The 15,432-nt window shown below is 66.6% G+C and carries 9 protein-coding genes; 2 read left to right on the top strand and 7 right to left on the bottom strand.

The features are described 5' to 3' along the window. Window positions 1-100: 100 nt before the first annotated feature. From NBW77_RS05660 to hrpA, 3 genes are all read right to left on the bottom strand, one after another. Window positions 101-616 (bottom strand): Uma2 family endonuclease, encoded by a 516-nt coding sequence (locus tag NBW77_RS05660; protein ID WP_165486247.1) that lies wholly within the window; start codon window positions 614-616, stop codon window positions 101-103. 174 nt (window positions 617-790) lie between these two features. Next, window positions 791-1,831 carry an aldo/keto reductase gene (locus tag NBW77_RS05655; protein ID WP_131747794.1) on the bottom strand — a complete coding sequence of 347 codons (1,041 nt, stop codon included), beginning with the start codon at window positions 1,829-1,831 and terminating at the stop codon, window positions 791-793. 162 nt (window positions 1,832-1,993) lie between these two features. Continuing rightward, window positions 1,994-5,953 carry an ATP-dependent RNA helicase HrpA gene (gene hrpA, locus NBW77_RS05650; protein WP_250279375.1) on the bottom strand — a complete coding sequence of 1,320 codons (3,960 nt, stop codon included), beginning with the start codon at window positions 5,951-5,953 and terminating at the stop codon, window positions 1,994-1,996. Window positions 5,954-6,346: 393 nt separating this feature from the next. Here hrpA and NBW77_RS05645 point away from each other — a divergent pair, with 393 nt between their 5' ends. Together NBW77_RS05645 and NBW77_RS05640 are read left to right on the top strand one after the other, a co-directional pair. Continuing rightward, window positions 6,347-7,960: a DUF1841 family protein gene (locus NBW77_RS05645; protein WP_165486246.1), complete on the top strand. Its 1,614-nt coding sequence runs from the start codon at window positions 6,347-6,349 to the stop codon at window positions 7,958-7,960. Window positions 7,961-8,095: 135 nt separating this feature from the next. Next, a complete protein-coding gene (locus tag NBW77_RS05640) occupies window positions 8,096-10,591 on the top strand; it encodes a SpoIIE family protein phosphatase (RefSeq protein ID WP_242606003.1) in 2,496 nt (831 codons plus the stop codon). A gap of 267 nt (window positions 10,592-10,858) precedes the next feature. Here NBW77_RS05640 and NBW77_RS05635 read toward each other — a convergent pair whose 3' ends face one another. The 4 genes from NBW77_RS05635 to cydB form a co-directional block, all read right to left on the bottom strand. After that, a complete protein-coding gene (locus NBW77_RS05635) occupies window positions 10,859-11,395 on the bottom strand; it encodes a hypothetical protein (RefSeq protein ID WP_131747792.1) in 537 nt (178 codons plus the stop codon). Between the two features lie 164 nt (window positions 11,396-11,559). After that, complete coding sequence (locus tag NBW77_RS05630) at window positions 11,560-12,915, bottom strand: NAD(P)/FAD-dependent oxidoreductase (RefSeq protein ID WP_131747791.1); 1,356 nt, start codon at window positions 12,913-12,915, stop codon at window positions 11,560-11,562. Beyond that, entirely contained in the window at window positions 12,899-14,293 is a 1,395-nt protein-coding gene (locus tag NBW77_RS05625; protein ID WP_131747790.1) for a glucose-6-phosphate dehydrogenase, read from the bottom strand. The genes NBW77_RS05630 and NBW77_RS05625 overlap by 17 nt, the downstream gene beginning before the upstream one ends. Next, entirely contained in the window at window positions 14,290-15,432 is a 1,143-nt protein-coding gene (gene cydB, locus NBW77_RS05620) for a cytochrome d ubiquinol oxidase subunit II (protein ID WP_131747789.1), read from the bottom strand. The genes NBW77_RS05625 and cydB overlap by 4 nt, the downstream gene beginning before the upstream one ends.

The raw sequence follows: 15,432 nt of genomic DNA, 5'->3' as shown, positions 1-15,432 counted from the left end.
GCCGCCCGCTACCCATCGGGTGGTGCGGTATGTCGGATTATGAGAATGCGTTTGGAAGCAGCCCCAGGCTTTCTGCGGCAGGCTGACAGGCGGTGAGAGATCAGGGCCAGTCGATGTCGCGGGTCAGTTCCGCGGCGGTGACGTGGAGCAGGTCGCTTCGCCCGGTCTCGTCGTACTTGCCGTTGACCAGTTGCCAGATCTGCACTGTCCGACGTGCCGGATCGGCGACGACCAGCTCATCCACCCCGTGCGCGGCATAGAAATCAATCTTGGCGAAGGTCTCGTCGTCCGGCGAGACGATCTCGATCACCACGGCGGCGGTGGGCAGGAAGACACCGCTGGGGCTCCCGCGGTGCAACCCGCCGTCGGGTACCCGGTAGTCATCGCGGCGTCCGAGGTTGAACGGACCGGTGCCAACGAGCCCGGCGGCGCGTGCCCGAGGTCGCAGCAGAGCACTGAGTTCGTAGTCGACGCGGCCGTGCTCGGCGGATGGTCCCGGCGCCATGTGGTACTCCCCGTTCCAGACCTCGTCGAAGGTGTCCTGCCCGAGGGTCTGGCGTCGGGCGATGAACTCCTCGAGAACACGGGGACGCTCGCCGAGGACTACGGTACGCACGTTGAACCACCTCCCTGTGACCTTATGGTCACACCAGATTATAGATCGAGACGGTGTCATTCGTGTCCGAGGGTGTCCTTCACCGGAGCGAGGTCATGTGATCCGGAGGCCTTCAGGAGTTCCCGGCCTCCGGATCACATTGTTCGGCGGCAGTTCGGCGCGGTGAGCTGTCGCTCAGCTGTTGGTCGAGCTCCGGCGGCGCAGGGCCGGGTCGGTCAGCGAGGGCGGCTGGTAGCCGGCGTCCGCCGGGTTGATCGTGGTACCCGGAGGCACGATCTCGTCGATCCGGTCCAGCACGTCCGCCGAGAGCGTCACCTTGACCGCGTCGAGCTGTGACTCGAGCTGTTCCAGGGTTCGTGGACCGATGATCGCCGAGGTGATGGCGGGGTGGGAGAGCACGAACGCGATGGCCAGGTGGACGAGGGACAGCCCCGCATCCTCGGCCAGCACGGCCAGCTGTTCAACGGCGTCGATCTTGGTGATATTCGCCGGAAGCGTCAGGTCGAAACGTCCGGGGGTGCGCTGGCTTCGACCGGAGACGGGGAGGTCGGCTCCCTTACGGTACCGTCCGGACAGCCACCCGCCGGCCAGCGGGCTCCACGGGATCACCGCAAGTCCGTAGCGCTGTGCCACGGGAAGCACTTCACGCTCGACTCCCCGCGCCAGAACGGAGTAGGGCGGCTGCTCGGACACGACGCGTTCACGTCCGCGGCGCTCGGCGATCCACTGCCCTTCCACGATGTCGGACGGCTCGAAGGTCGACGTCCCGATGTAGCGGATCTTGCCTTGGTGGACGAGGTCGCTGAGCGCGCCCAGGGTCTCGTCGAAGTCGGTGCCGGGCTCGGGCCGGTGCACCTGGTAAAGGTCGATCCAGTCGGTCCGCAGGCGCCGCAGGCTGTTCTCCACCTCACGGTGGATCCAGCGACGGGAATTCCCGCGGTGGTTGAGATTGTCGTCCATCGGCGCGTGGAATTTCGTCGCGAGCACGACGTCATCCCGAACGCCTCCGGCGAGAGCCTTGCCGACGATCTCCTCCGACTCGCCGTACGAGTACATGTCCGCGGTGTCGACGATGTTGATGCCCGCGTCCAGGGCGCGGTGAATGATCCGAATGCTGTCGTCATGGTCGGGATTTCCCCAGGCGCCGAACATCATGGCCCCGAGCGTCAGTGGACTGACCTTCACCCCGGTCCGTCCGAATTCGCGAAACAGCACTGATCCGACTCCTCTTCGAGCTTTCAGTCGACTTCGAGTTCTCGGTCGACGTGGTGGCGGCGCGGTATGGAGATGCGATCGCGCGATGCGATTGGCCGCGCCTGAGCGCAGACCGACCCATGTACTCAGAACGATGTGGAACGGGCGATGTTCCCGTGTCGATCAGAGCGTCAACTGGTCCATCGCCCGGAAGATCCGTTCCACGGACACCGGATACGCTGTGCGCAGGGTCTGGGCGAAGAAGCTGACACGCAGTTCCTCGATCATCCAGCGGATCCGTTGCAGCTCGTCGGCGGGTGGGATGCCCGGTGGCAGTCGGTCGAGCAGCCGCTGGTAGTCGTGCGTGACCTGCTCGACCTGACGCATGCGTTCCCGGTCGCGGTTCGGGTCGTTCGGTAGTTTCTCCAGGCGTCGTTCGATCCCCGAGAGATAGCGGGCAACGTCGGGTAGGCGTTGCCAGCCGGTGGTGCTGACGAAGTCCCGGTGCACCAGTCCCGACAACTGCGACCGGATGTCGGTCAGAGCCGGTACCAGCGCGAGGTTGGTCGTCGCCGCGAGCTGCCGCGCAACCGTGTGCGCCGTCGCCAGAATCCGCTCCACCTTCGTCGCCACGTCGACCGCGGTCTCGTTCAGATCCGCGTGGACGATTTCGCGCAACTTGCCGAACCCGTCGGCGTCCCATGTCGGACCGCCGCCCTCCGCGATCAGTTTGTCCACCGCGCAGGCGACGCAGTCATCGAGCAGATCCATCACGTTCCGGTATGGATGATGGCTGAGTGTCAGTTTTTCCTTGTTGGTCAGGTGTGTGTTGATGTATTTGATCGGGGACGGCACGGTCAACAGCAGCAGGCGCCGGGTGCCCCGCCACATGGCATGGCGCTGCTCGGCTTCGGTGGCGAACACACAGATCGCCACGCTGTCGGTCTCGTCGACCAGCGCCGGATACGCCCGTACCGGCTGACCGGGCCGTTGCTGCTCGACGATCTGCGCGAGCGGGCCGAAATCCCAGGCACGAAGGCCGCGACGTTCGACGCCGTCCGCGGCGGCGGAAACCGCCGCCCGCATCGTCGGGGCAAGCCGGCGGGTGAGCGCGCCGAGGTCCTTGCCTTCCGCGAGGGTCCGGTGCGCCTCGTCCACCACCCGAAATGTGATCTTCAGGTGGCCTGGCACCCGATCCGGCTGCCAGGCCTCCCGCGGCACATCCACGCCGGTCAGGCGGTCCAGTTCGCGTTCCAGAACACCGAGCAGCGGACCGTCTGGCGGAGCCACGGATTCCAGAACACGTTTCGCGTAGTCGGGTGCCGGGACGAAACTGCGCCGAACCTGCTTCGGCAGCGACCTGATCAGCGCGGTCACCAGTTCTTCCCGCAGACCCGGCACCTGCCAGTCGAAACCTTCACCAGTCACCTGGTTGAGGACCGGCAGGGGGATATGGACGGTGACGCCGTCGGCGTCGGCGCCCGGTTCGAACTGGTAGGACAGTGGCAGGGCCAGCTCGCCGTGGCGCCACACGTCCGGGTAGTCGAGTTCGTCGATGCCGTCCGCGTCGCTGTTGACGAGCATCGACATGGAGAAGGTGAGCAGGTCGGGTCGGGCCCCGCGGGCCTTCTTCCACCAGCTGTCGAAATGCCGGCCGGAGACGACGTCCGCGGGAATGCGCTGGTCGTAGAAATCGAAAAGGGTCTCGTCGTCGACGAGGATGTCACGGCGCCGCGCCCGGTGTTCCAGCTCCTCGATGTCGTCGAGCAGTTTGCGGTTGTTGTGGAAGAACGTGTGATAGGTCTGCCAGTCGCCTTCCACCAGGGCATTCCGAATGAACAGATCCCGGCACAGTTCGGGCTCGACCGAGGAGTAGTTGACCTTTCTGGACGCGACCAGTGGTACCCCGTACAAGGTCACCTTCTCGAAGGCGACCACCGCGGCCCGGTTCTTCTCCCAGTGCGGCTCGCTGTAGCTGCGTCTGACCAGATGGGCCGCGAGTGTCTCCGCCCATTCCGGTTCGATGCGCGCCACCATCCGTCCCCACAGCCGGGACGTCTCCACGAGTTCGGCGGCCACTACCAGGCGTGGCTGCTTCCTGAACAACGCCGAACCCGGGAAAATGGCGAACCGGGCGTTCCTCGCGCCCTGATACTCCTGCTTGTCGCCGTCCTTGAGGCCGATGTGAGAAAGTAGACCGGCGAGCAGGCAGAGGTGGATGTTCCGTGGGTCGCCGGGCGTGCTGTTCGGTGATATCCCGAGGGTTTTTGCCACCTGGCGCAGCTGGCTGTAGATATCCTGCCACTCGCGGACGCGCAGGTAGTTCAAGAAATCGGCCCGGCACAGCTTGCGGAACTGGTTGCCGGACAGCTCCTTCTGCTGTTCCCGCAGGTACTCCCACAGGTTCAGAAAGGTCATGAAGTCCGACTGTTTATCCGTGAAGCGGCCGTGTTTCTCCGCGGCGGCCTGCTGGGCGTCGACGGGACGTTCACGGGGGTCCTGGATGGACAGCGCGGCAGCGATGACCATCACTTCGCGTGCGCAGCCGTTGCCCTCGGCCTCCAGCACCATGCGGCCCAGCCTGGGGTCGAGAGGAAGCTGCGCCAATTTGCGACCGAGCGGAGTCAGGTTTCCGCGCGCGGCCTTGCCGGAAGGCTCCATCCCGAAGGCGCCGAGCTCCTGGAGCAGCAGCACACCGTCGGAGATACTGCGTGAATCAGGGGCGTCGATGAACGGAAATGCCGCTATTTCACCGAGGCCCAGCGCGGTCATCTGCAGGATGACCGAGGCGAGGTTCGTGCGCAGGATCTCAGGGTCGGTGAACTCCGGACGGCCGGCGAAATCATCCTCCGAGTACAGCCGGATGCAGATGCCGTCGGCCACCCGTCCGCAACGGCCCTTACGCTGGTTCGCCGAGGCCTGCGAGATGGCCTCGATCGGCAACCGCTGCACCTTTGTCCGGTTGCTGTAACGGGAGATGCGCGCCATCCCCGGGTCGATCACGTACCTGATTCCCGGAACCGTCAGCGAGGTTTCCGCGACATTGGTGGCGAGCACTATCCGGCGTCCGGTATGGGGCTGGAACACCCGGTGCTGTTCCGCGGCGGACAGCCGCGCGTACAGCGGCACGATCTCGGTGTCGCGCAGTGTATTCTTCGCCAGCGCATCGGCGGTGTCCCGGATTTCCCGTTCACCGCTGAGGAAGACCAGGATGTCTCCGGGTCCGGCCGCGCACAGTTCGTCCACCGCGGACGCTATCGCTTCTGTCGGGTCGCGCTCTACCGCCTTGCCGTCCCTGGCCGCGGAACCGGTATCGGGATCGGCGTCGGAATCCACATCGGTTCCGTCCCTCTCCACGACGAGCGGCCGGTAACGGACCTCCACCGGATACGTCCGGCCGGTGACCTCGATCACCGGCGCGTCGCCGAAATGGCGGGAGAAGCGCTGCGGGTCGATCGTCGCCGAGGTGATGATCACTTTCAGGTCGGGTCGGCGTGGCAGCAGCTGTCGCAGATAGCCGAGGATGAAGTCGATGTTGAGGCTGCGTTCGTGGGCCTCGTCGATGATCAGGGTGTCGTACTGGTACAGCGATCGATCAGTCTGGATCTCCGCCAGCAGGATGCCGTCCGTCATCAGCTTGACCAGGGTGTCGTTGCCGACCTGGTCGGTGAAGCGCACCTTGTAGCCGACGATCCCACCCGGCTGCCCGCCGGGTTCACCCAGCTCCTGGGCAATCCGCTCGGCCACCGCGCGGGCCGCCAGCCGGCGCGGCTGGGTGTGGCCGATCAGCCCGCGCACACCTCGTCCCAGCTCCAGGCAGATCTTCGGAAGCTGGGTCGTCTTTCCGGAGCCGGTCTCACCGGCGAGGATCACAACCTGGTGGTCGCGGATCGCGGCGAGGATCTCGTCCTTCTTCTGGCTGACCGGCAGTTCCTGCGGGTAGCTGATCCTGGGTACACCTGAGCGTCGCCGCTCGACACGCAGCGCTGCCGCGGCGACGGCGCTCGCGATCCTGGCGGCTGCCGCATCGCGGGCCCCGGGGTCGCGTAGCCGGCGCGCGCCGTCGACGCGGCGTTGCAGGCGGTGCTGGTCGAGCACCATCAGGTCGGGTAGACGTTCGGCCAGGTCGGCGAGCGGAGGCATCACGAAGCAGCGTCCAACGAAGTGCGGAGAGCGGGCAAGGGGGCGCGGGTACCGACCCGGAGGTCAACCGTCTGTCAACTGGTGGGCATTCCCAGCATCATGACCCAGTAAATCAGGACGAAGGCCCGCTGCGCGCTCGACGAAATGCGCGATCTTTGCGTTCTCGTGAGTTGCTGTCACTGTGCGTCAGGTCACCTCGACGACTCATGTCCGTCGTAGGCCAAGGGTCCGTGCCAAGTGAGTGGGCCTGCCGTGGCACGAGATGCGTGCCGTGCCGAAGGTGGCATCATCCGTGGCATGAGTCCGGTCAGCCGTGGGCGGAAGAAGGCCAGGAAGCCGCAGCGACGCAGCGGAAATGTTCGCGTTCCCAACCCTGATGATGTTTTTGCGCAGATGCTGCGGATTTTTCACCCGATCGTCTCCGAACCCGATCCCCTCCAGGTGGAGATCTTCACCTCGGGTCTGATCGGTTCATGGTGGAACGAGTTCCCGGCGGACGAGAACCCGGACGAGAACCCGGACGAGATGTTGGGCGGCAGTCTGATCGACTACGCCTCTCGGCGTGCAACCACCACCGATCTCGCCTTTCTGCGGGCGATGGAGGTTATGGCGGTGGGGGAGCGGCAACGGGATTCGGCCGCCGCCGGTGCCGCGACACTGGCGGCCCGGGGGGTGGCGGAGCCCGTGTGGGCGTCCACCATCGGCCGGGTCCGGGTGGGTGAATGCTGGCAGCTGTCGGATGTCTACGGAGATCAGGCATCGCTGTTCTGTGCGTTCGACCGGGACTTCGACCGGGATGACGTAGGGGACGGCGCCGGGCACGCCCTGATGACACTGGTCGACTTCAACCAGCTTGCAGGTTCGGTCATCGATGTGTTCGTCACGGACGAACCGGCGGCCACGTTGGACGACATGCGTACGGACACGCATCGCAGCGATGGGATCATCCTGCTGCGGCAGGTCTCGCCCAAGGACGCCCGCAGGCTGATCGAGCGTGCTTTCGCCGCCACGGACATGACTCTGGATCCTGACGTGAGCGCCGATTTCAGGGAGTACCGAGCCCTGGCGCTGGCCCGCTGCCGGGTGCTGCCGGAACCCGGCGAACCGTCCGCCGGCCCGGCGGAGATCACATCCGCCGAGCGGGACGCCCTGGTCGAGTCGTTTCTCGCCGAGGCGAGCCCCGGGTTCGCCGACCAGCTTCCGGACCAGGCCGCGGTCCGCTACTGCACGCGGCTGATCGTGGATTTCGGCTGCGACTACGACAGGGGCCAGCCTTTGCGGGTCGGTCCGGCCAGGACCGAGGTCTTTCTGCTGCACTGGTTGCCCGGGAAGGCGATGCTCGACGCCGACGACCGAGAGGCGATGCCGACGGTACTGCGTGCCTGGGTGCGTTGGGCCGCCGCGCGCAACCGGCTTCCGGAGGCGGCGGTCACCGAACTCGTCGAGGTTACCGAAGAATGCATCGAGGAATGGCAGGAAATCGCCGACGAGGATGACGAGTATGACGGGAACGGTAAAATTCTCACCCCAAGCCCGGTACATATGCTGCTTCGTGGCGTGGGCGAAATCGGCGGTCTGGAGGAAGCACAGGATATTCTCGACCGGCGGATCTTCGCGATGCCCTATTTCGGTACCCGTATCGGGGACGAGGACTACCCGAACCTTGATCCCGGGGATCCTGACGAGCGCCGGCTGTTGATAATCGGTGAGCATCCAGAATTCCACCGGGCGCTGGACGACCCGGAGTTCGACGCCGACACCGGCGGGGTGAACCCGCGACTGCACATCGCGGTCGACGAGATTGTGGTCCACCAGCTCTGGGAGAACGATCCCGCTGAGGTCTGGCAGGCCGCCCAGCGGCTCACCTTGGCCGGGATGGACCGGTTGGACGTCCTGCACATGCTGGGCGAGATGGTGCTTGAGCACCTTCACGGCGCGGCTGGCGGCGGCAGGCCGATCGACACGGAGGCCTACCGGACGGCGCTGAACGCCCTCGCTCCCCGGTAACGTCGCTGCCCGCGCCGGTAACATCCCTGACCCGTCGGACCGCGCATGAGCTGGTACCGATAGTGGTTGCCCGGGGCTGGAACATGTGGGCTGTTCCTGTGGGTAGGACTACCGGTGATGGACGGATCTGAGTCAATGGGAGCCGATACCCGCGGCGACCGATCCGCCGTGCCGCCGTTCGCCACCGCGATACTGGACCGGCACGGCAGGATCATCCGGTGGAGCTCCGCGGCGGAACAGCTGCTTGGTCATACCGCGGCGGAGGTACTGAGCGGGTCGGCTGTGGATCTGCTCTACAGGACGGCGGATGCGGCGACGGTGCCCGCCGTGGTCGAGCGGTGCCGGGCCGCCGGCGGCTGGAGCGGCCTGGTGTTCGCTCGGCATTCCGACGGTCACCGGGTGGACGTCGGAGCGCAGGTCTGTCCGCTGATCGACAGGGAAGGCGAGTCGGGTTGGCTCCTCCTCGCCTTCGACGCGGCACGGACCCATTGGTGGCGAGCGGACCAGTCGATTCTGGACAACCTGTTTGTCTCCTCGCCGTTCGGTATCGGTGTCCTCGATGAGAACATGCGGTATTTGTGGGTGAATGCCGCGTTGGAACGTTTCGGGGGGGTCCCACGTGAGGAGCGTCTCGGAAAGCGACTGAGCGAGGTGAGTCCGGGCCTTTCCGTCGAGACCGGGGAGGCGCGGGTGCGGGAGGTGCTGGAGACCGGCGTACCTGTGCTCGACCTCGAATACCAGGGCTGGCTACCCAGGGACCCGAACCGCATACATGTCTTTTCTTCATGGGTCTTCCGGCTGGAGGACCCGACCGGACGGCCGTTCGGCGTGTGCTTCGTGATGATCGATGTCACCGACCACTGGCGGGCGCGGCAGCGGCTGACGTTGCTGAACGAGGCCAGCGAACGCATCGGGCGCAGCCTCGACGTGACGCGGACCGCTCAGGACCTTGCGGACGTGGCCGTGCCGCGTGTCGCCGACTTCGTCACCGTCGACCTGCTGGAGTCGGTCCTGCGTGGCGAGGAACCGGCTTCGGGACCGGTCACCGGCACCCCCGAGATGCGACGGGCGGGGCAGCAGTCGGTACGCGAAGGCTGCCCGGAATCGGTCATAGAGGCGGGGGAGGCGGTTGTCCTGTCGCCGTCCGCCGCTCGCTGCCTGATCGACGGCAAGGCTGTCCTGGAACCGGTGCTGGACGTCGCTGCCAGCAAGTGGATGGATAAAGATCCACTTCGGGTGGCGCGGATCGAGGAGTTCCGGCTCCGCTCGTTGATGGCGGTGCCGATACGGGCACGTGGCGTCATCATGGGCGTGGCTTCCTTCATCCGGTGGCAGAGTCCGGATCCGTTCGAGGAGGACGACCTGCTCCTCGCGGAGGAGTTCGTCTCGCGGGCCGCGGTGTGTATCGACAACGCTCGCCGCTACACCCGGGAACACGCCGCGGCTCTGGCCCTGCAACGCAGTCTGCTACCGCACGGTCTGCCCCGGCAGACCGCCGTGGATGTGGCCTCCTACTACCTACCCGCGGAGGAGCGTGTCGGCGTGGGTGGGGACTGGTTCGACGTGATCCCGCTTTCAGGCTTTCGGGTGGCGCTGGTCGTCGGAGATGTGGTCGGCCGAGGGCTGCACGCGGCGGCGACCATGGGACGGCTGCGTACCGCCGTGCACACCCTGGCCGGCCTGGATCTGCCCCCCGACGAGTTGCTGGCACACCTTGATGACCTGGTCATCCGACTGGCGGACGAGGAGGACACGGGCGAGGCGGCTGTCGGCACCGCGGTTGCGGGAGCCACCTGCGTGTACGCGGTGTACGACCCGGTCAGCCGGTCGTGCACCCTGGCGCGTGCCGGCCATCCGCCACCGGTGGTCGTCAGTCCCGACGAGCAGGTCGGCTTCCTCGGCCTACCCGCGGGCCTGCCGTTGGGGCTGGGTGGTATGCCGTTCGAGTCCGCCGAGTTCGAGCTGGCCGAAGGCAGTCTGCTCGCCCTTTACACCAACGGTCTCGTCGAGGCCCGTGGCCACGACGTCGACGTCGGGCTGGGCCGGTTGCGCGAGGCCCTGGCCCCCGCGAATCGGCCGCTGGAAGAGATCCGCAAGCAGGTGATCGAGACTCTGCTGCCCGACCGTCCAGACGATGACGTCGCTTTTCTCCTCGCGCGCACCCATACCTTCACAGCGGACCAGGTCGCCTCCTGGGAACTGGCTGCCGACCCGGCCGTCGTATCGGTCGCCCGCTCCCGGGTGGCGGGGCAACTGGCCGGGTGGGGGTTCGCCGAAGAGGCGTTCACCACCGAACTGGTCGTCAGCGAACTGGTCACCAACGCGATCCGGCACGCCTCCGGGCCGATCCGGTTGCGCCTCATCCGTGACCACACCCTGATCTGCGAGGTTTCCGACTGCAGCAACACATCTCCCCGCCTGCGGCATGCTCGAACCAGCGATGAAGGGGGCCGGGGCCTGTTCCTGGTGGCGCAGTTCACCCAGCGCTGGGGTGCCCGGTACACGGCCGGGGGCAAGATCATCTGGGCCGAGCAATCCCTGCGCCCGGCCGGAGCGGGCCTTGCCGCTCTGCAGGAGGCCTGGGACGACCCTCTGAACGAAGCCTGGGGCGATTCCGGGGACGATGCCTGACGCCTCTGTATGACCTGACGCCTCGCATGAAAAGACCGCGGTCGCTGCGGGCAGAAACCGCGGTCTTTGTCTTCAGGATTTCACGGACACTGATCTTCACATGTCACGGTGGGACACCCGGCGTGCGGTTCGCCGACCCGCTCGTCGTCCGGTTCGGCGGGCAACCCTGCGAGATCGTCCAAGCATTGTCATTCCTCTCTGTCCGGCCGGTCGTCCGGTATGAGTAAAACCGGTATGAGCAAAAACCGCGGTTTGATACTCCGATTCTCAGATCGCGGCCTTTTCCGAGGATGCCAGTGCCTGCGCTTCCTGAGCTTCTACCAGACCGAGGGACACCAGGTCGAGGGGGCTGATGAACTCCGACGCGAGCCGGAGTCCACCCGCACGCGCGATCGCGTCCCGAAGCGGGATCGCCCACCGATGCTCAAGCATGATCAGAGCGGCCGCGCAGTCCTCGGGGACCTCCGCGAGAACGTCCCACTCGTCCTCCTCGGTGAACACCCCGCCCCGTTCCGCGGCGGCCTGCGCGCCGCGCTTGGCGCCCGCCTTCATGCCCTCCTCACCGCCTTCACCGAGCCCGATGAGCGCTCCCACCATGGCACCCAGCTCGACCTTCTCCTTGTCGGTAAGCTGGCTGTCCCGCAGAGCTGCCACATTCCCCTGGGCGTCCTTGTACACGACCAGGGCATCGATCACCCGTACGAGGTCGTTGTCCCGGAGCCGCTGCAGTTCCTCTTGGATCTTCCCCTGGAAATCAGGCTGCTTGAAACCGAGAACCAACAACTGAACAGGTCCGATCGTCATGTCTGTTTCCTCCTAGTCCGCAGGTGACGACCCCTTGGGGCCTGTATCGAACGATGAACCGCGGTCGTGGTCGGGTCCTCACCCCAGTCGGGTGAGTCACTCCCACGGCAACGCCCACCGGCCTGGCTCTGCGCGGGACCGGCGCTGCCCGGGAAAACGGTGCCCTAGCGGGCCGCAGGCTTCAGCTGGGCCGGGCCCGGCGCAGCCGGCGTTTCGCCGTCCTCGTCACCCCAGTCGATCGTCGCCGCATCCGGACGGTCGATCAACGCGGGTGTACGGCTTGCGCTGAAGTAGTCCCATCCCCACGACACGAGCGCGTCGACACGGCTGCGGACCCCACTCATGAGCCATGTGTGCACACCGAGCCAGGCCGCGAAGGCAATCGCGCCGTGCAACTCGTGACGCTTCGCGCCGACCTCGGCCACCGCCGCGCCACGGCCGATCATGGCCATGATTCCCTTGTCGTGGTAATGGAAGCTGCCTCGGGGCCTGCCCGCGATGTCCGCCAGGATGCTCTTCGCGGCCCACTGGCCCGTCTGCAACGCCACCGAGCCGAGCTGGGGGAACGCGGTCCCGTCGGGGCTCGGGATGTCGGCCACGTCACCGAGGGCGTAGACACGGTCGAACCCCTCGACGGTCAGATCCGACAGCACGGTGATGCGCCCTCCTCGTCCCCGCGACACCCCGGCGTTGGCAGCCAGCGGCGCGGCTCGGACACCACCGGCCCAGATGGCGCACCTGGTGGCAATCGCACTGCCGTCGCTCAGGACGACCGAGTTCGAGGTGACCTCCTTGACGGACGTGCCAAGCATGATCTGGACGCCGTCGCGTTGCAGCACCCTGATCGCGTACTCGTGGGCGTCCCTGGAAAACGGCGCGAGGACGGCATGCCCGTGTTCGACGAGATAGATCCTTGTGGCCTGGACCGCCAGATCGCGGTACTCGTCGGGCAGGACGTTGTGGACGAGGTCCGCGAGCGCGCCGGCGATCTCCACACCGGTCGCGCCCGCACCGACGATGACAAAGGTGAGGGCTCCGGCGTCCACCAGTTTCGGGTCACGGTCCGCGGCCTCGAAAAGCTCGAAGATGCGGGAGCGCAGCCGCTGCGCGTCCGCCAGGCTGTAGAGCGGGAAGGCGTGGGTGTCCGCGCCCGGCGTGCGGAAGAAGTTCGGCTGCGAGCCGACCGCCAGGACCAGGTATTCGCCACGGTAGCTGTGGCCGTCGGTGGTCGTGACCGTGCGCGTCGCCGCATCCACGCTGACGACCTCGTCCTTTTTGATGCTGACGGTCTCGTCCTTGTGGAACAGGGTGCGCAGCGGGGTCCCGACGTCGCTCGCGGCCAACTGCGCCGTGGCCGCCTGGTAGAGCAGCGGCTGGAACTGATGGTAGTTGTTCCGTTCCACCAGCAGCACCTGCACCCGGTGTCTGGCGAGGACCCGGGCGCATCCGACGCCGGCAAAGCCGGCTCCGACGATCACGACGGTCGTGTCGGTCGTGCCGTCCTCAGCCGCGCGGGTCATACCAGGACTCTCCTTCCGGGAGCAGGCCGTCGGCCTCGCGGGGGCCCCAGGAACCGCGCGGATACGGATGCACGGGCACGGCGTCCCCGAGCGCCGGATCGACGATGCGCCAGGCGGCCTCGACAACGTCCTGCCGGGCGAACAGAAACCGCCAACCGGCGAGCGCGGCGCCGATGAGCCGGTCGTAGGGCCGCATGTCCGACCCGGGTTCCTGCGCGTACGTCAGTTCGTCCTTCTGCGGATGCCTTCCGACACCCGGCTTCTTACCCGCCAGTGTGAGCGCGATCTGCGTCTCGGGCCAGATACGGAAACGCAGCATGTTCATGCTGCCGAACCGCTCGACACCGAAGACGTTCTGCGGCGGACGTCGGAACCGGATGGTGATCTCGGTAGCGGTTACCGGCAGGCACTTGCCCACCCGGATGAGGATCGGAACACCCGCCCACCGCCAGCTGTCGGCCGTCAGCCGGACCGCGGCGAACGTCTCCACAGCCGAGGTCGGTGACACACCTGCCACGTCGCGGTAGCCGTCGTACTGACCGCGGACCACGTCCTGTGGGGACAGCGGCCCCAGCGACCAGATCGCGTTCGCGGTGGCATCGCGCAGATGCGCCAGTCCCGATCCGGGCGGAGGTTCGGTCAGCACGGTCGCGAGCGCCTGAATCATGTGATTCTGCAGGACGTCGCGGATCGCGCCGGTGCGGTCGTAGAAACGCCCGCGGTCGGACACGTCGAATGCTTCCGCCATCGTGATCTGGATGCTCTGGACATAGGTCCGGTTGAGTAGCGGTTCGAGGACGGTGTTCGCGAAGCGCGCGGCGAGTACGTTCGCCAACGGGTCCAGACCGAGCCAGTGGTCGACGCGGTAGATGTCACCTTCGGCAAAGGTGGCATGCATGGTGGCGTTGAGCTGCTGGGCGCTGTGCAGGTCGGTGCCGAACGGCTTCTCCACCATGACTCGGGCGCCGTCGGCCAGGCCGGCGTGCCGTATCCCCTCGGCGATCGTCCCGAACAACGCCGGCGGCACCTCCAGGTAGAACAGCACCTTTGCGCCTTCTGGGAGTGCGCCGGCGATTTCCTGGTAGGTCGCGTCGGCGGTGAGGTCGCCGTCGATGTAACGCAGGAGGTCCAGCATTCTCTTGCCCGCGTCCCCGTCAGGGTCCATGCCGTTGGACCGGAGGGACGCCGCGGCATAGTTCCGGAACTGCTCGAGATTCCACCCGCTTTTTGCGACGCCGACGACGGGAACGCTCAGTACGCCGCGTTCGACCAGCCCCACGAGTGCCGGGAATGTTTCCAGTTTGGCCAGGTCACCGGTCGCGCCGAAGATGACGAGGGCGTCCATCCGGGCGGTTGTCGCATCTGACGTTTCTGTCATGTCGCCTCCTGCTGAGAATCGGAATTTCCGGTGGTCGCAGCCGGATCCGTGGCGGCGGTGCCCGCCGGGGTCTGCCTCGGGGGAGGAACGATGTCCGAGCGGGAGATCCGGCGTCGAAAGACGTGGTAGGTCCAGGCCTGGTAGGCGAGCACCACGGGAAGAAGGACGGCCACCACAACGGTCATCACCCGCAGCGAATAGGACGACGACGCCGTTCCCGTCACCGTCAGATCGTTTGCCGGACCCAGGGTGGAGACCATGACCCGCGGGTACAGGTCAACGAAGATCATCGAAATCGTCGCAGCCATGGTCAGCGACGTCGCCGCAAACGCGGCGAGGTCTGTTCCACCGCATCCAGCGAGGTCCGTTGTGTCGCCTCCGGCGAGGCCGGTGAGTTCGCCGCGGCTCCGGAACGCGAACCAGCCGGCCACGGCGACCGCCAGAACCGCGATGACCTCGAGCGCCACGGAGGGAAGGCCCTTCCCGGCCGACACCTGGGTCCAGACAGCGAAGGCGAGGACGGCACAGACCGTCACCGGACCGATCCGGCGGGCGGCGCGCACGGCGCGCTCACGCACGTCGCCGGTGGTCCGCAGGGCCAGGAACGTGGCGCCGTGCAGCAGGCAGACCAGCACGACCGTGACCCCGGTGAACAGCGCGTACCCGTTCAGCAGGTCGAGCAGGTTCCCGGCGTACTCCTGGTCCGCCCCGATCGGCACCCCGTGCAGCAGGTTTCCCAGGGCCACGCCGACAAGCAGGGGAGCGAGCAGGCTGCCGCCGGCCATCGCCGCGTCCCAGCTCCGGCGCCAGCCCGCCGCGTCCCTTTTGCCACGGAACTCGAACGACAGGCCGCGGCCGATGAGCGCGACCAGCAACAGCACGAGAGTGGGGTAGAAACCGGAGAACATGGTCGCGTACCAGGAGGGGAAGGCGGCGAACATTCCGGCCCCAGCCACGATCAGCCAGACCTCGTTGGCATCCCAGACCGGCCCGATGGTGTTGATCGCGACCCGGCGGCCGACATCGTCTCGACCGATCACCCCGGCCAGCATGCCGACCCCGAAGTCGAAGCCATCCAGCACGAGAAAACCGGTCCACAGCACGGCGAGAACGACGAACCAGAACGTGGCGAGGGTCAT

The organism is Frankia sp. Cppng1_Ct_nod (genome assembly GCF_920656135.1).
Lineage (GTDB): Bacteria > Actinomycetota > Actinomycetes > Frankiales > Frankiaceae > Protofrankia > Protofrankia meridionalis.
Note: the sequence above shows the minus strand (reverse complement) of the source record. Positions and strands in the feature narration are given on the sequence as shown.

Coding starts and splice junctions, on each gene's coding strand:
- hrpA (WP_250279375.1), bottom strand. CDS start 5,953: ATGCCTCCGCTCGCCGACCTGGCCGAACGTCTACCCGACCTGATGGTG.
- NBW77_RS05645 (WP_165486246.1), top strand. CDS start 6,347: ATGCTGCGGATTTTTCACCCGATCGTCTCCGAACCCGATCCCCTCCAG.
- NBW77_RS05640 (WP_242606003.1), top strand. CDS start 8,096: ATGGGAGCCGATACCCGCGGCGACCGATCCGCCGTGCCGCCGTTCGCC.
- NBW77_RS05635 (WP_131747792.1), bottom strand. CDS start 11,395: ATGACGATCGGACCTGTTCAGTTGTTGGTTCTCGGTTTCAAGCAGCCT.
- NBW77_RS05630 (WP_131747791.1), bottom strand. CDS start 12,915: ATGACCCGCGCGGCTGAGGACGGCACGACCGACACGACCGTCGTGATC.
- NBW77_RS05625 (WP_131747790.1), bottom strand. CDS start 14,293: ATGACAGAAACGTCAGATGCGACAACCGCCCGGATGGACGCCCTCGTC.
- cydB (WP_131747789.1), bottom strand. CDS start 15,432: ATGACCCTCGCCACGTTCTGGTTCGTCGTTCTCGCCGTGCTGTGGACC.